Source organism: Vibrio hepatarius, assembly GCF_043642085.1.
Lineage (GTDB): Bacteria > Pseudomonadota > Gammaproteobacteria > Enterobacterales > Vibrionaceae > Vibrio > Vibrio hepatarius_C.
In genome coordinates, this window is record NZ_JBHZSA010000003.1 from 102,042 (window position 1) to 116,968 (window position 14,927).

At 47.2% G+C, this 14,927-nt stretch carries 16 protein-coding genes; all 16 read right to left on the reverse strand.

The annotated features are described in order from the left end of the window. Nucleotides 1-54 precede the first annotated feature (54 nt). The 16 genes from dsbD to cpaB are packed head-to-tail and all read right to left on the reverse strand — an operon-like array spanning nucleotide 55 to nucleotide 14,926. A complete protein-coding gene (dsbD, locus tag ACHUFZ_RS06635; protein WP_394126452.1) occupies nucleotides 55-1,794 on the reverse strand; it encodes a protein-disulfide reductase DsbD in 1,740 nt (579 codons plus the stop codon). Continuing rightward, nucleotides 1,791-2,675, reverse strand: coding sequence for an FAD:protein FMN transferase (locus tag ACHUFZ_RS06640; protein ID WP_394126453.1), 885 nt, complete (start codon nucleotides 2,673-2,675; stop codon nucleotides 1,791-1,793). The genes dsbD and ACHUFZ_RS06640 overlap by 4 nt, the downstream gene beginning before the upstream one ends. Beyond that, nucleotides 2,665-3,888, reverse strand: a complete 1,224-nt coding sequence (locus ACHUFZ_RS06645) for a DUF3570 domain-containing protein (protein ID WP_394126454.1) — start codon at nucleotides 3,886-3,888, stop codon at nucleotides 2,665-2,667. Before ACHUFZ_RS06645 ends, ACHUFZ_RS06640 begins: the two co-directional genes overlap by 11 nt. A gap of 15 nt (nucleotides 3,889-3,903) precedes the next feature. Beyond that, a complete protein-coding gene (locus ACHUFZ_RS06650) occupies nucleotides 3,904-4,374 on the reverse strand; it encodes a DUF4266 domain-containing protein (protein ID WP_394126455.1) in 471 nt (156 codons plus the stop codon). After that, on the reverse strand, nucleotides 4,371-4,835 hold the full coding sequence (locus ACHUFZ_RS06655; RefSeq protein WP_394126456.1) for a TlpA family protein disulfide reductase: 465 nt from the start codon (nucleotides 4,833-4,835) through the stop codon (nucleotides 4,371-4,373). Before ACHUFZ_RS06655 ends, ACHUFZ_RS06650 begins: the two co-directional genes overlap by 4 nt. Before the next feature lie 44 nt (nucleotides 4,836-4,879). Continuing rightward, nucleotides 4,880-6,070, reverse strand: a complete 1,191-nt coding sequence (locus ACHUFZ_RS06660; protein ID WP_394126457.1) for a vWA domain-containing protein — start codon at nucleotides 6,068-6,070, stop codon at nucleotides 4,880-4,882. Next, entirely contained in the window at nucleotides 6,060-6,656 is a 597-nt protein-coding gene (tadF, locus tag ACHUFZ_RS06665; RefSeq protein ID WP_394126458.1) for a tight adherence pilus pseudopilin TadF, read from the reverse strand. The genes ACHUFZ_RS06660 and tadF overlap by 11 nt, the downstream gene beginning before the upstream one ends. Beyond that, a complete protein-coding gene (locus ACHUFZ_RS06670) occupies nucleotides 6,646-7,074 on the reverse strand; it encodes a TadE/TadG family type IV pilus assembly protein (RefSeq protein WP_394126459.1) in 429 nt (142 codons plus the stop codon). The genes tadF and ACHUFZ_RS06670 overlap by 11 nt, the downstream gene beginning before the upstream one ends. After that, nucleotides 7,071-7,805, reverse strand: coding sequence for a tetratricopeptide repeat protein (locus ACHUFZ_RS06675; RefSeq protein ID WP_394126460.1), 735 nt, complete (start codon nucleotides 7,803-7,805; stop codon nucleotides 7,071-7,073). The genes ACHUFZ_RS06670 and ACHUFZ_RS06675 overlap by 4 nt, the downstream gene beginning before the upstream one ends. Next, on the reverse strand, nucleotides 7,802-8,656 hold the full coding sequence (locus ACHUFZ_RS06680) for a type II secretion system F family protein (protein WP_394126461.1): 855 nt from the start codon (nucleotides 8,654-8,656) through the stop codon (nucleotides 7,802-7,804). Before ACHUFZ_RS06680 ends, ACHUFZ_RS06675 begins: the two co-directional genes overlap by 4 nt. Continuing rightward, nucleotides 8,653-9,561, reverse strand: coding sequence for a type II secretion system F family protein (locus ACHUFZ_RS06685; RefSeq protein ID WP_394126462.1), 909 nt, complete (start codon nucleotides 9,559-9,561; stop codon nucleotides 8,653-8,655). The genes ACHUFZ_RS06680 and ACHUFZ_RS06685 overlap by 4 nt, the downstream gene beginning before the upstream one ends. Next, nucleotides 9,558-10,895 carry a CpaF family protein gene (locus ACHUFZ_RS06690; protein ID WP_394126463.1) on the reverse strand — a complete coding sequence of 446 codons (1,338 nt, stop codon included), beginning with the start codon at nucleotides 10,893-10,895 and terminating at the stop codon, nucleotides 9,558-9,560. Before ACHUFZ_RS06690 ends, ACHUFZ_RS06685 begins: the two co-directional genes overlap by 4 nt. Next, nucleotides 10,895-12,058 carry a P-loop NTPase gene (locus ACHUFZ_RS06695; protein ID WP_394126464.1) on the reverse strand — a complete coding sequence of 388 codons (1,164 nt, stop codon included), beginning with the start codon at nucleotides 12,056-12,058 and terminating at the stop codon, nucleotides 10,895-10,897. The genes ACHUFZ_RS06690 and ACHUFZ_RS06695 overlap by 1 nt, the downstream gene beginning before the upstream one ends. A gap of 1 nt (nucleotide 12,059) precedes the next feature. Continuing rightward, nucleotides 12,060-12,680, reverse strand: a complete 621-nt coding sequence (locus tag ACHUFZ_RS06700; protein ID WP_394126465.1) for a CpaD family pilus assembly lipoprotein — start codon at nucleotides 12,678-12,680, stop codon at nucleotides 12,060-12,062. A 12-nt stretch (nucleotides 12,681-12,692) separates the two neighbouring features. Next, nucleotides 12,693-14,066, reverse strand: a complete 1,374-nt coding sequence (locus tag ACHUFZ_RS06705) for a type II and III secretion system protein family protein (protein ID WP_394126466.1) — start codon at nucleotides 14,064-14,066, stop codon at nucleotides 12,693-12,695. Between the two features lie 20 nt (nucleotides 14,067-14,086). Then, complete coding sequence (cpaB, locus tag ACHUFZ_RS06710) at nucleotides 14,087-14,926, reverse strand: Flp pilus assembly protein CpaB (RefSeq protein ID WP_394126467.1); 840 nt, start codon at nucleotides 14,924-14,926, stop codon at nucleotides 14,087-14,089. Nucleotide 14,927: the final 1 nt, after the last annotated feature.

A 14,927-nucleotide genomic window follows, 5' to 3' on the forward strand; every position in this document is an offset into this window, starting at 1 on the left:
GACATTTACGCGACAGAATTAAATCAAGCAGCATATCCGCTGCTTGATTCATAACTACAGTTGAGGGAATCGGTCTTGGAATTTATCTAAGCTCACTGCCCCAGCAAGCCGACTGGCTTCGATTTCTTCTCCACTAGGTGAATAGAAAAATATTGCTGGTGGACCAAAGACATTGCGCTCGGCCAACCAAGCCATTTGTTCCGGAGTACTCTCAGTTACATCTAACTTAATCGTTTTCCACCCTGCCAACTTTTCTGTGATCGTTGCATTAGTGAAGATCTCTTTTTCTATCACCTTACACGAGACACACCAATCAGCATAAAGGTCGACCAACACCGGTTGCTGCTTGTTTTGCGCCTGTAGTAACGCACCTTCCAATGCTTCAATGTTGGCAAGTTTAGTGAACGCCGCCGAATTAGAAATAGGCTGCTGAGACACAACTTGTGCTTGTAATGGATTAAGTGGGTCAACACGACCAGTAAGAAATCCAACAAACAATACTAAGCCATAAAACAACGACATAAATGCCGCCAATTTACGCATTCGAGCCCAGCCTGGTTGAGCGGCTTCAAGTGCCCCAAAGTGAACCCCAGTGCCTATTGTTAGCACTGCCCATAGCAACATGGTCAACCACGCAGGAACAAAGCGACTGATAAGCACAATCGCGACCGCAAGTAATAGCACACCAAATAGCTGCTTCACTGCAATCATCCACGCACCACTCTTAGGCAACAACTTACCGCCACTGACACCGATGAGAATTAACGGTATACCCATGCCCAGTGCCATAATAAACAACGTGATACCGCCAAATACCCAATCTTGTGTGGTCGATACATACAGCAATGCACCAGCTAAAGGTGCACTGACACAAGGAGAAACAACCAATGCCGATACCGCCCCCATACCAAATACACTCACCACTCGTCCACCGCCAAGTTTGTCAGAGCGGCTATTAAGTTTATTTTGGATAGATGAAGGCAATTGCAACTCATAAAAACCGAACATCGCTAATGCTAAGGCAACAAAGACAATGGCAAAAGTGCTCAGTAACCACGGCTGCTGCATCGCTGCTTGTAAGTTAACGCCTTTGGCAATTGTCGTTACTAGGATGCCAGTCATCGCATAACTGGTTGCCATGCCTAGAACGTAAGAGCTAGACAGAATGAGTCCTTTGCGCCCTGTCATCTTAGCGTCGCCGCCTATTATGCTCGACAAAATTGGCACCATTGGTAGCACGCAAGGTGTCAGCGACAGCCCTAACCCGAGTAAAAAGAACACCAAAACAGCCTGAGCTTTTGACGCACTGCCTAAAAACTTTGACAGGCCGTCGGTATCATCCGCTAAGTTTGAAATATCTTGCCAAATAGACGTCTCATTCGGCATCGAGTTGATATGCTTTGGAACCAACAAAGTGATCGTCTGAGGTAAGTAACATAGCCCTTTATTGGCGCAGCCTTGGTAACGGACTTTTATCTCCCCTACACCGCTATACGGCAGTGTCAACGTCACCGGTTTATCAAAAACCTCGACCTGACCGAAGAACTTATCCGTTTTAGACTTACCTGCCCAAGAAAAGTCGACTTCCCCAAGCTGGACTGAATCGTCAGAGCTAAATTTAAAACGTGATTTGTATAAGTAGTAATCAGGGTGAACAGCAAAGTGCACTTGCAAGCCCGTCTCACTCACCGACCACTGATATGGGAATGCTTGCTCTACAGGCAAGAAGTCATCGTCTTGAGCCCATGTGGCAAATGAAAGAAACACCATTAAGGTGACAATGAACTGTTTCATTGCGTTAGAAACTCCGTATCTTGATGTATTTTGAGCTGGTCATCGATGAAGATGACAGCGACTTCGTCAGGGACTGGAAGTAAGGGATCAATGGTCAAAGCAGTGCTTATCGCGCCCGCCTCTAAAGCAGTAGGGGCAACAACGGTCACCGACAACACTTTCGAGTGGGTCCCTTTGTCAGACAAAATATGAGAGGTTTGCCCATCAGAAAATTGCGTTTTGCGCTCATAGTGTGCAGAAGTCGTCAAAGCCGAATTAACTAGTGGTAACGAAAAAAAGGCTTGTGTCGGATCATTAGGATTAACCACCGCCACATTAAACGCCTCTTGATTTGGTTTAGCCCCCAGCACGCGGATGTCACCACCAAAGTTAATCAGCGCCGCTGTTACGCCCAAGCTTTCAGCAAGATTAATGGCTTGATCAATGGCGAACTCTTTGATCACACCGCCAAGGTCAAACCGCGTTTCTTGATGGCTGATACACAGCTTATTATCCTCAAGATGCCAAACAACTTCACCCATCATAGGTTGAGCTGCTTGGTAAGCCTCTGCACGATTCAAGCTTTCGTCCTTGGCTAATAACCACTTAAGCGAACCGACTGTAGGGTCAAAGACTCCTGCTGTTCCCGCCACTAGATTTTTCAAAGTTTGAAAAACGACGAGGGATTCATCGTCAAGCAATACTGACTGACCACTACGTTGATTTAATTCACGTGTCAGCCAAGATAGCTCAGAGTAGAAGTTATATTTTTGCTCTAGTCGACGAGTGTTTTGTTCAATCATCGCAGCAATTTGGCTCGCCTTAAGCGAGCCAAAAAGTTGCACTTCACACGGCACTGTCATGGCTTGAAAGCGATGAACAAATGGCCTATTAGAATGCATAGGTCGCTCCAACGGCCCACCATTGCGCTTCAAAACCATTGGATTGTTCATAATAGGCGCCAAGAAGGTTAATGCTTACACCTTTGTATACCTTGACGCTCGCTCCTAGTTCATAGGCATTAGCGGTATAGTCGCCTAAACGAAGATCTGACGTCGCATAACCAGTAGAAGCAAACGTCTTATCCGAGCCGTAAGGGTCACGATAGAAATCGGCCGCATCTTGGGTATACCAAAAATACCCAGGACCTAACGTCAACCAATCGGTCACCGCCCAAGATAGCTTACCTCCGACTTGGTGCGACATAACTCCCCAATCATCTTGGAACCACTTGTATCTTGGACGAACGACCAAAGAGTCAGTGATCGACCAAAAGGCTTGTAGGTTAACGCCGCCAGACAGACGGGTATCCGGTCTTGAATCTTGAGCTAAGAACACCTCATCAGTGCCAATTTGGCCATCTTCATCAATGTCTATTTCACGTAGTACCGTTAGATAGTGGTTGCTCAAATACCCTGAACGGTAGCCAGCATAACCTGTAAACACTGCGTATAGGTTTGGCGTAAAGACTTGAGAAAGCCCAGCTTCAACACTGCCAGTAAAAATGCTCTCCCACTCTTGGCTGTTGCCGTAATTTTCATATTTTTGGAACGCCAACGTTTTATCAAACAGAGCGGCAACACCTAAGCTATATGAACGGTTCTTTTGCGAGTCAGCATAGATAAGCCCCTTGCCGTTAATGCCAACACTTTCGTAGTCTTCTTCAACAGAAAAGTTATGGCCAAGCGTCCATTCATTTCGATCCTCATCTCGATAAGTTGCACTCGCACTGAACGATTTGCGCTTATCTTCTAAAGGCACTTTTTGAATCTCGTAGCCACTTGCATGTGGGTCGTAACCGGAACGAATAACTTGATCTGTTTTTGCCTGAGCCTTTTCTGTCATCTGCGCACGGTTAATTGCATCGTCTGGCCCGGAAGGTGGCGTTGTCGGCCCCCAAGCTGGCGAGGCGCCAGATACGGTGTCAAAGCCGACTTCTAGATTGATTGTCCAATCCAAACCGATGCTTTTCTCAAATGAAACGACGCGATCGCCCGCTTCAACTTTATCGTCATATTCTTGGTAACTTAGATAATGAACAGAAATATGATCTTCAGCCATTACATTATTGGCCACTGCTGCTGCACCGAGCAGCGTTAAAGGTATTTTTTTCATTGTGTTTTTATTTATTTAGTTACAACCACAGCCGCCACCACCGACGCCACTACCACCAACCGATCCTTGCTTGTAGGCAAACACCTTTTCTGAGAACAAATCAAACTCTGGGACTGGACCACCGGGCTTCATCTCTTTTTTCGCCAAAGTACCTTTCTCCCATGGTTTAACAGGCTTAATGCCCAATGCCTTGTCGACAAATTCCAGCGAGGATTTGTTCTCTTTTTTCGGTTTATTGAGTTTTAATTGAGCCGTACTGGGCTTAACCATTTCAACTTTGCGCCTCGCCGAAGGCATTGCCCCACCACTGCTGTACACCTTGCTTGAAATGACTTCCTCTTCGAAAATGCCCGAATCATCTATGACTTGGGTTTGCGCTGGCTTCGCTTTACCCAGCCCACTCAAATCTATTTTGGGTGCACTAATTGCCAGAGAAGGAAACAACATCGCTAACGCGACATAAGCTGAACGAGTAACAAGCCTCATAGTTCCACTCCCATTTCAGCTAGGTCTTCAGTAATTACCTGGCTGATGTTGTTTATCGCCCCAAAACGGACCTTAAGTATTTGTCCTTGGTAGATGTAGTAGAGCGCAGGCATGCCAATAGGTTTAAATTCGTTGACCAACGATTGCTGAGGGTCATTAACCACTGGAAACTCCAGACCGAGCTCTTTTTGAAACGCCAGTCCCACTTCGACTTCTTCATCAACATCAACACCCACTACGGTGACACCCGTACCATCAAGGGTTTGATAGAGAGAATTCACTTCCGGCAGTTCATGGCGACATGACACGCACCACTCAGCGAAGAAATCCACAATCGTCAATTTATTAGGATCAAGAGATAACCCTGCAGATGCCGCATCCGTCAGCGTGTCCCCTTCTTTAAAAGCCAACGAGGGTAGTGACGTTAATAAAGCGAGAATGACAACCCATTTCTTAAACATTATTTCTCCTTAAGTTTTTGTTTTAATTGTGAGTCTGGGTAGACTTAGTTATTGCCAAAATTCAATCTTGTGTCGTATTGAACGCTCAGTAGCTGCGAGAAATAGCTGTCGAGCTCTTGAGTGTTGGAGGCTGAGAAAACGCCGTTAGCGTTCCCTGCGCAGCGAGTAAATTGTTCAAGTCGAGAGCCGTACACACCGAAGCCAACAAAATTCAACGCAACCCCATAGTCTTTAGCCCTATCGCACAAACCAGCGTTAATCAGTTCATCGAAATGGCTACCGTTATCAGCACCATCGGTCATTAGAACTAACTTGCGTTCAACCTTGTCGAAGTTGCGATTTGACCCAACCGTCCAAGCCTTTTGCCAGTTTGGCGTAAGCTGCCTTAGCCCCCAAATCAAGCCTTGATAAGAAGCGGTACCACCTTCAGAGCTAAGCGAATCAACGGCATTCGTCACTTGGTCTAAATCGGCAGTAAGCGGCAAGGTGACCGACGTCGCGCTACAATCCATCAGCCACTTATCCGGTTGAGAGGTTTTAACTGGGGTTTGGTCATGGGTAACATCCAAATTCGCCACCGTATGAGCCGCAGAAAACTTGCCACCAGATTCAGTGATACCTTCAACGCAATAGGTGCCTGTTTCATTGAGCCAAGGAGCGTTATTGACTGAAACACCATCAGAAAAAGGCACAATGGATGCCTTGATATGATCTTTACTAAGGGCGTTGTTCTGCTGCTCTTTTAGTGAAGCTAAGCCGCGCTTTAAAATGTCTTTTAAGTCATCAAGATCACTGGCCATTGAACCTGAAATATCGAGCACCATGATCAGCTCAAGTGGCTCACTCGCGACATCTTCAGTCACATGAGCTTTTTCATTTGCCGTGGAACTCACAACGAATGAAGCATCCGATAACGTCAACGAAGTAAATATGGTCGATAAGCTATAACCCAGCGACACATTGCAACCACTGTGAGTCCCAATTTGACCACTCACTTTGTCAATTTTTGGTCGGTAGTAATCGAGATAACCTTGAGCCATAGTCCCGTCATATTCACCGCGAAACTCACACGCGAAACTCGCCGCATCTGTCGCTTGCATTGCTCGATTAGAAAGCTGCACGTGGTAACCAATCACAATGGTCGACGCCGCTGCAATGATCATTGGAATCAGCATGGCTAGATAACTGATTGCCACAGATCCATTTTGCTTTGAAATCGATTGATTAAAGTGCATAGCGCCCACCAATCATCACTGCTTTGCTCGTCAAACGATTCGGTAGCACAAAGCCAGTCAACTCAAACTGCGAATCGAGACTAAATGGGTTTTCAACACATAAAGTGGCCTGGACTAAAGTTGCCGTTCGGCCTTTAAGTGCTTTTTCATCTCGCTCACTTTTCGGCGCTAAGTCAGATAGGCTTTCAATAGAAGAGGCTGCTGTACAATTTGCCCCAGCGAACAGCGGGATTGACTCTATCCGGTCTGAAGCTGGGTCTTCACGTCGAATCTCTAATTTCAAACCAACGCTCTGTGAGGCAATTCCTTTTGGCAACATACGTTGAGCAATCATCAATAGCTCCTGAGCATCAAACTGTTCGTTGACCAAATCCTTTAGCTTTATTGGCGCTGTAGTTCCTTTATCATCAAAGGTTCGCGCAACAATATCGGCGAGCATAAACGCGGTACTGTCGAGTCGCGTCTGGGTATACATCAGGCGATAAATGGAGACCAAACCAAAGACAATCACCATGATGCCAACAACGACAAATGGAAACTCAATCGAAGCCACACCGCGTTGCTTTGATGCGGTTTTAATGGTCATACGCCACCACCATCACGCGCTGCAACGTCATCGACTCTTTCCACACTGCACTTAACTTAGGGATCAACAAGAACGAAAAATGGTAATTCACTGTGTATTGGCCTAGCTTGGCTTGTGTCGCAGACGTCAGACGATAGTGAGCCAAATCACTGACTGAGCCAGCATAACGGGGAGCCGAAAGCTCGACCTTTTGCTCTTCCAGTAATGGATAAGAGGCAATCTTTGCTTTTACACTTTGATCGGCGGCGTACGTTGGCGGCATGACACGCGCGACGCGCATAGCTTGATTAACCGCTGAATCAAACACCATGTTGATCCAAAGAAAGCGCGTCAGTTCGAATATCACCAACAACAGCAATACAAAAGGCAGGGCAATCATCGCGAACTCTAAGGATTGGCTACCACGTTGACGTTTCATTGTGCTGCTCCGTCAAACTGATTGGCTAGATTTGAGTAATACTGCCCATTGCGCTCAAGCTCAGCTTGCGATAGGTCTTGAGCAGCGACTTGTTTAGCGGCCTCTACATCCCCACTCATTGCATACGATAACGCCAAGTTAAGCCGCACTTTACTGCTCGCCTCTCCACGCTGATAAATGGGATACAAAATGCGGATACTTTGATGAGGCGCTCCATCCAACATCCAAGTGAGCGCTAGGTTATTTCGGTATTCAACACTGTCTGGTGTTAGTGCAATCGCTTGGCTAAACACCTCTCTCGCGTCTTGATACTCCTGCAGTAATGAATGTGTGACACCTAAGCTATTTAAGGCCACATCATCTGACGGCGCGGTACTTACGGCTTTAACCAGTGCTGTTCTCGCTTGTTCTAAATGACCCAAAGCAAGGTGAGAACGGCCGATTTCACGCTCAAACTGATGTGAAGGAGAAATTTTCTGGCCTTTCTTTAGATAGTGTAATGCTTCGTCATAACGGCCCGACTGGTTGCACGCCGAGCCCGCAAGAAACAGCAGTTCAGCATCATCTGGGGTCGACTCCAACCTTTGCTTGTAGATCAGTAATGCATTATCCGCATGACCGTTTAGCAACGCAGTATTGGCCAGTTTTAGGTCATCAGTTTCTTGCTGTGGCGCACTTTGACAACCCATTAAGGTAAGCCCCAAGACAAGGGCGATAATCGACTTTTTCATAATTGACCTAAGGTTTGGAAGAGGCTGAGCACCATTGGCGCAACAATGATGACAACCACAGGCAGCATGATGAACACGACCAACGGAAATGACATTTTCGCTGGAATTTTTCCTACCCACTCTTCGAGCTCTAACATATGGTATTGGCGGTTATCTGCAGCGATCAGTTTGAGTGCATCAGCCATCGGAGTACCGAACTTCAACGCTTGCGACATGGTGACTATCATGTTGTTCACTTCAGGCAGGGCTAATCTAGTATCCAAGTTGGTCAATGCCACTTGAGGCGAATCCAACACTGCCATTTCCGTGGCCGTCACCAGCCACTCTCTTGAAAGCGCTGGCGAGATACTTTTCATCTCTTGGCCGACCGTATTAAAGGTCGCTTCAAGGCTTTGTCCTGATGAGACACACACCACCATTAAATCAAGTGCATCTGGGATGTTTTTAGCAATCTCTTGGCGTACAACATTGACTCGCCAATCTAAAGCTCTATCAATGGCGATACCTGCAATCAACGCAATCACGACGCTTTGAGCAAAGCCACCAACATCAACCGAAAGCTGCTGAGAGTAGAGCCAAACCACTCCCGCGCCAGTCATTACGCTGGCGCGTGCTGTCATGAAAATCGATTCAGCCTGTGATGAAACGTATCCAAGCATGGCGAGCTGTTGGGCGCGCTTTGGGTTTCTCGCCCAGCGTAAAATGCCGCCGCGAGAAGCTTGCACAGCGCCAAACCTTGCAACACGATCAAGGCGCGCTTTAACGATGTCGTACTGGGTAGCATGAAGGAAACCAGCAATAACACCCACAGCTCCTAACACAAGACATGCGATACCAATTGAGAGGATCATGTGAACCTCCTATTTTTGGTCATCACCTGTAAAGAGATAGCCCCCAACAAAATACTCACAGCGCAGTAGATCAACACTGACTGACCCGTTTCGGTTTCAATCAGCAGAACAAACAACGAAGGGTTTATCCAAGCCACTACCGCTAGTAAGCCAAGCGGTAGCATTGAAAGAAAACGTGCCGCCATTCGAGGCTCAGAGGTCAAGCTCTTAACCTTCTTTTGCATGGTGCGGTTATCATGCAGAGTACGACTTAAACTGTGTAAGATTTCGCGCAGTTGACCACCATTGCTTTGGTTTAACACCAGCGCAATAGTGAAGTAGCGAAAGGCTTTATAAGGTAGGCGAATACAAGCTTCGTTTAGGGTGTAGCGCATCCCGTGACCCAGCGCGAGCTGATCTTCAATACGAGAAAATTCACGACCCAATAGCCCACCTTGCGACTCAGCCACCTGAGAAATTGCCTGAGGCACTGATAATCCAGCCGAAACCGCTCGGCTAATCAGACCTAAAACTTGGACAATGCTCTGTTCGAACTCTTCAATTTGCTGTTTCTTGCGCATGACAAATAGCATCAGAGCCATCGCAGCGGTCGCGGCAAGCCCCAATGCGATTCTCCACTGAACGTCAATCATGCCGAGCATCATGTAGTTCACTACGGGTAGCACAATAAGTGCCGCTAAAAGTAACGCTTTATCTTTAGTAGAAAACAACGCATCTAGGCGCACAAACAGTCGTGACACCCCACTTGAAGGCGTGGCTTTACGCAAGATCGAAGGCGCACTATCTTGACGAGCCTGTGAATTTAACCCATTTAAGCGATGTGTTACTCTCGTTTTGAGCGAGCGTCGCCATAGCGCATAAAGAGTAAGCACCAACAGGAAGAGAACAGCTGAGATGTAAATCATATCTCTAGCTCCATCGCGCGGCGAAGCAATGGCTCTAACTGATAATAAGTCGCCTTGGTCACAAACTGAGGCAAGGTTCGGCTCGACTGATAGGTGCCTTGCAGGTTCCCTTGCACATCTTCGCCACTCATGACATATCGGTATAAGTCTTGAGTGACATACTGCTCGCCTTCCAAGCCGATGATCTCCGTGATGGCAACCACTCGACGTTTGCCATCACGCATGCGCTCTACCTGAACCACCACATCAATCGTGTCGGCCACCTGACGTCTAAGCGCAAACAAAGGCAAGTTAGACTGAGCCATCATTAACATGTTTTCTAAACGAACCAGTGCATCCGTTGGCGAATTGGCATGCAATGTCGAAAGCGATCCATCATGACCGGTATTCATTGCCTGCATCATTTCAAATGCTTCTTCACCACGAACCTCGCCGAGGATGATGCGATCGGGGCGCATACGTAATGCGTTTTTCACCAACTCTCGCTGGCCAATAGCAGGCAGTCCCTCAGCATTAGCAGGGCGCGTTTCAGCTCTAACTACATGGGGTTGCTGAAGCTTAAGCTCAGCCGCGTCTTCAATCGTAACAATACGCTCAGTTGGCGAGATGCTAAACGACATAGCATTGAGCAGTGTTGTCTTACCAGCACCTGTTCCACCAGCCACTAATACGTTGAGCCTCGAACGTACAATGACATCGAGTAACTGAACCATATTGCTCGACATCGAACCATTGGTCGCGAGTTGATTCAAAGAGAGCTTATCTTGGGTGAACTTACGAATCGAAATGTAAGTTCCGTCCAGTGCCAGCGGAGGAATCATCACATTAACGCGGCTGCCATCTTCTAAACGTGCATCCACAAGGGGTGACGTTTCATCGATACGGCGACCAATTTTGCTGACAATACGTCTCGCTAAGTTAAGCAGTTGCTCTTCACTTCGAAACACAACGTCCGTTTTCTGAAGTTTACCCAGCTTCTCGACATAGACTTCTTTATAGCCGTTGACCATGATATCTGTGATGACCGGATCATTGATCAGTGGTTGTAATGGCCCTAAGCCACACATCTCATCAACCAGCTGTTTCACCACAGTGAACACCTCACGGTGGCCGAGAGGAAGCTGATCAGCGGAAACAATATCGGACACCAGATGATGGATACGCCCTTCAAGCTCCGCAGGGCTCAGTTTAACCACCACACTAGGTTCAATCGCCTTAATCACTTTGGCATGAATGACTTGGTAATGATCTCTAACCGGATCAGAGTGAGCATTCGTTACCGGAGTCGCGGTGTTGTTGCGCGGCTCAACCGTTTTTCTAGAGGTGGTAAACATTAGGCACCTCTCAACCAACGGCGGCGTTTGGTTGTCGTCTGTCCACCCACAGCTTTGCTCGCCAGTAGATCAAACGCTCTCGACACTTTACGGTTACCATTTAACAGTGAACGACCTAGTGACTCTTTGGCTAAGAAATGGTTAGGCGCATAAGGCAATACAACATCGACCGTGCAACCTAACGCGCGTTGAACATCATGGCAGCTGATCAACGACGCTTTATCTGATTTGGTATGGTTAACCACAATCAGATTGATCTTATCTGACTGACCATTTGCCGTTGAAGCCAGTAATGCCAGAATCTGCCCAGTGTTGCGAATCGACGATAAGGTCGGTTCCACGACTAAAACCCTGACATCCGCTTGAGCCAGTGAGCTAAATCCGATCTGGTCGCGCATCGAAAACGAAGGTAAATCCAGTACCAAGGTATCTGAGTGCTGAAGCGAGAACTTTCTAAAGTGGTCTAAGGCGCTTTTCTCTGGCCAAAATGGCGTAGAATCCAGTGGTAAATAACCAGTAAACAAGGTCACGCGGTCCGAGACTTTAATTCCACTTCGCTCATACACCACAGGCTCTAGGCGTTCAGGGTACTGCAGCATCTCCACTAATGCGGTGTTGCCTTGCACATCGTATTGCAGGTCTAAGTCACCAGTCGCAAAATCCATATCGGCAACAGTGAGGACTTCTCCTCGCTCCGCCAATTCGCGCGCTAAGTTCACCGCAATGGTTGATGCGCCAACGCCCCCTTTAGCCCCAACAACAGCAATCACTTTACCTGCTGTTGTTTCTGCTTTATTTGCTTGGAACTCTGTCGCGTTGAAGGCACTGATTTCGACTGGATTGAGTAGATACTCACACGCACCTGCAGAGACCATCGCACGATAAAAGGCGATTTCTCGATTGTCGCCAACTGCAACAACCTGAGCTCCTGTTCTCAGCTTGACGGTATGTAGCATGGTTTTCGCTTGTTCAACCGACAACTGAGAGACATCCAGCACCACAATTTCGTGGCCATGTTTCACCACTTGTTTGATGACTTGCTCTTCGTCCAATGTTGTTTGAACAAGGTTGCTAATGCCTTTTTCAGCAAGTGCTTGAGTCAAGCTGTAGATATCAAGACGCTCTGAAGCGGCCACCAACACAGACAAGGTATGCGTTTTCATATCAATTACCCCCAAACTCTGTCGATGTGTTTCCTTCGCTACTGGTTTGGCTGCCGGAGTCCGTGGCAGGTGCGATGTAACTGTCTATCATAGCAACCGCTTTAGCCCCATTGGTTGCGCCTAACTGCTCGCCAACAACTAAGTCTTTCGGGTTTGCGACCATTTGAGCCAGTGCAACGGATGTAGCGCAGCCAAACGATGGATGCTCTTTGTAACGGTTGATGAAGTTGTTACCGTATTTCTGTGCTTGGCACTTTGGCACTTTGGCTTTAAATGACTCAATCAGGATCTGAACGTCACCCTTGCCATTCTCCGCCAGGTGTTCACGATAAATATTTTTAGCAACAATGCCTTGCTCAATAAGTAACGCTTCAATTTGATCTAAGCCACGTTGACCGCTTTCGCTTAAACTCACTAGCTTGACGTTCAAACCATATGGGGAGCCTTTACGTTGCACAAACTGCTCAACAGCTTTACGTTGCTTTGCGGTTAAAGACGGACTTTGCATAGCCAATGTCAGCTTATTGGTCACCGAAACCACATCCAGAGCTGGCGCTCGCTCTATCGGAGATGAACTGCACCCACCAAGTAATACCAAGGCAGGTAAAATGTATTTGATCATGAAGTAATTACCTTAGTAGTAGAAACCGTTATCACCGAGCAAACGTGGCGCACGATTATCCGTATAAATGTCTTTGCCTTTCACCTGCTGACCACGCGAACGAGGGATCGCGAGCAAGCGCTCCAGATCGCTAAGTGGCAGTAAGTTATCGGTAGGAAGAGGTAACGCGTCATTACGCACTGGCTCAACAAGATAGGCCGTGGCAATAATGATCAGTTCGGTTTCTTTACGTTGGTACTCACTTGAACGGAATAGACCACCTAAGATTGGAATATCACCAGCGCCTGGTAGCTTCTGCAGTTGATCAATTTCACTGCTTTGCAGCAGCCCGCCAAGTGCAAAGCTTTGCCCACTTGCCAACTCAATTGTGGTAGTAGCTGCACGCGAGGTGAATGACGGATAAGTATTACCATTCAAGCTCGTCTGGTTGTCGACTGACACGCTACTCACTTTAGGAGAAACACGCAGGCTAATACGATCAGGGCCAAGTACAACAGGTGTAAAGTTCAAGTTAACGCCAAACGATTTGTACTCGACGGTTGCTGTATCTCCGATAATGAGTGGCAAGGCTACCTCCCCACCAACTAAGAAATTTGCTTCTTCTCCTGACATGGCGGTTAAGTTGGGCTCAGCTAGAATCGACATCGTGCCGTCAGACGCAAGCGCATCAACCAAAGCACTTAATGTTGGTTTACCCCAGCTGCTTACATCCCAAGCTTTGGTATACAAAAAGCTCCCCACACCCTCTTGAAGCGAGCCCCACTTAATACCCAATTTGTTGGATACGCTACGCGACACTTCCGCAATGCGAACGCGAATGTTCACTTGGGTTGGCATGGTTACCACCAGTTGGTTGACGAGTTCATCACCGTTTTCACTGCCAGTATTCTGAGTTGAACTGTCAGATGAAGTCGAACCGTTTTCTGATTGCTTAGGAGCAATCACTGGCGACAAATACCCTTTTGCTACGCTGACAATGCTATGCGCCATAACGGGTGTTGGTACATTACCTTTTAACCACAATTTTCCGCCCAACGATTCAGAGTGCACCGATGCTTCTGGAAACTGCGCTGCGATCAACGAATCCAACTCCTTAGTATCATGAACAACTCGAATCTTGTTGTTGTAAATAACTCGCTCTTGGGCATTTAAGATGGTAATGGTTGCGGTGCCTGCCTGCATACCAAACACCATAATCTTGGTGTTGGTCATCGGCTGGTAGTCCGCAATATGTGTGTTAGAGATGAAGATCGATTTCGCATCTTGCGGCAAGTTGATCATCTTCGCTTCATTAATATTTACTTCTAGTGGGGTTGCCCATGAAGCAAATGAGAAAAACAGACCAGGAAGCAATAACCAGCTCCACCAGCGGAATGCTTTATTCATAGTGTCCTTTCCTATCACGACTAGTTTTTATCTTTCGTTGGTCGAAGCTGAATCAAACCTAAGTCTGGCGCGACCTGCTTACTATCAGGATTGATCAGTGATGAGGTGACGGTGTATTTTTCACCGACATTAGAAACCCTTTCACCTGCTCCGCGCAGTGACAATGTCAGCTTACCGATTTGATTCGCCAGCACGATTTGGGTCGCTTGTTCAGGTGTAACTTCCAAAGAGACCGAGCTGTTATCAGGAATATCTGCGCCGTAAGCAGTGCGATTCTTCTGAAAATCTTGTGGGTCAGCATACTGATTAAATGCCAACACTCTCACGTCAATAGCAATGGTCGTTACGTAAAGACCGGCTACTTGATTGTCATACTTCTTGAGTTCTTCGACTTGAGAGCCTAGTAGCAATATATCGACCTTGTCGCCGGGCTGAACAAACCCAGAATTAGCGGTTACCGCATCAACCGGAACTGATATTGCACGATGGCCACTTTGCACTTTGAATGCCATCGAGATGCCACCCGTCGGCGCTGCAAAGTCATCTTCAGACATGACTTGGCCAGACTGAATCGCCGTATGCGCGATACCTGATTTTAGGTCTAAACGAGAAAACTCTTCTTCCGAAATAAAGTCGAGGTAGTTATTAAGTTCTTGCTCCGATACACTTTTCCATTGGAACATGTTGAGTGTATACGGCTGACCCACCACTACTCCCTGCTTAGCGACAAGGACGCGCTTGAAGACTTCTGCAGCCGCTTGTGGTTGATCGGATTGAGGCTTACTTGGATTGAGCAATAGGATGGCGATCCCCACCGCTGACAAAATCAAAGAAAGCAACATTAGTCGTTTCGCTGTCATG

What these genes read in the sequence shown, in the direction of transcription:
- dsbD (WP_394126452.1), bottom strand. Translation starts at nt 1,794, where the DNA reads ATGAAACAGTTCATTGTCACCTTAATGGTGTTTCTTTCATTTGCCACA.
- ACHUFZ_RS06640 (WP_394126453.1), bottom strand. Translation starts at nt 2,675, where the DNA reads ATGCATTCTAATAGGCCATTTGTTCATCGCTTTCAAGCCATGACAGTG.
- ACHUFZ_RS06645 (WP_394126454.1), bottom strand. Translation starts at nt 3,888, where the DNA reads ATGAAAAAAATACCTTTAACGCTGCTCGGTGCAGCAGCAGTGGCCAAT.
- ACHUFZ_RS06650 (WP_394126455.1), bottom strand. Translation starts at nt 4,374, where the DNA reads ATGAGGCTTGTTACTCGTTCAGCTTATGTCGCGTTAGCGATGTTGTTT.
- ACHUFZ_RS06655 (WP_394126456.1), bottom strand. Translation starts at nt 4,835, where the DNA reads ATGTTTAAGAAATGGGTTGTCATTCTCGCTTTATTAACGTCACTACCC.
- ACHUFZ_RS06660 (WP_394126457.1), bottom strand. Translation starts at nt 6,070, where the DNA reads ATGCACTTTAATCAATCGATTTCAAAGCAAAATGGATCTGTGGCAATC.
- tadF (WP_394126458.1), bottom strand. Translation starts at nt 6,656, where the DNA reads ATGACCATTAAAACCGCATCAAAGCAACGCGGTGTGGCTTCGATTGAG.
- ACHUFZ_RS06670 (WP_394126459.1), bottom strand. Translation starts at nt 7,074, where the DNA reads ATGAAACGTCAACGTGGTAGCCAATCCTTAGAGTTCGCGATGATTGCC.
- ACHUFZ_RS06675 (WP_394126460.1), bottom strand. Translation starts at nt 7,805, where the DNA reads ATGAAAAAGTCGATTATCGCCCTTGTCTTGGGGCTTACCTTAATGGGT.
- ACHUFZ_RS06680 (WP_394126461.1), bottom strand. Translation starts at nt 8,656, where the DNA reads ATGATCCTCTCAATTGGTATCGCATGTCTTGTGTTAGGAGCTGTGGGT.
- ACHUFZ_RS06685 (WP_394126462.1), bottom strand. Translation starts at nt 9,561, where the DNA reads ATGATTTACATCTCAGCTGTTCTCTTCCTGTTGGTGCTTACTCTTTAT.
- ACHUFZ_RS06690 (WP_394126463.1), bottom strand. Translation starts at nt 10,895, where the DNA reads ATGTTTACCACCTCTAGAAAAACGGTTGAGCCGCGCAACAACACCGCG.
- ACHUFZ_RS06695 (WP_394126464.1), bottom strand. Translation starts at nt 12,058, where the DNA reads ATGAAAACGCATACCTTGTCTGTGTTGGTGGCCGCTTCAGAGCGTCTT.
- ACHUFZ_RS06700 (WP_394126465.1), bottom strand. Translation starts at nt 12,680, where the DNA reads ATGATCAAATACATTTTACCTGCCTTGGTATTACTTGGTGGGTGCAGT.
- ACHUFZ_RS06705 (WP_394126466.1), bottom strand. Translation starts at nt 14,066, where the DNA reads ATGAATAAAGCATTCCGCTGGTGGAGCTGGTTATTGCTTCCTGGTCTG.
- cpaB (WP_394126467.1), bottom strand. Translation starts at nt 14,926, where the DNA reads ATGACAGCGAAACGACTAATGTTGCTTTCTTTGATTTTGTCAGCGGTG.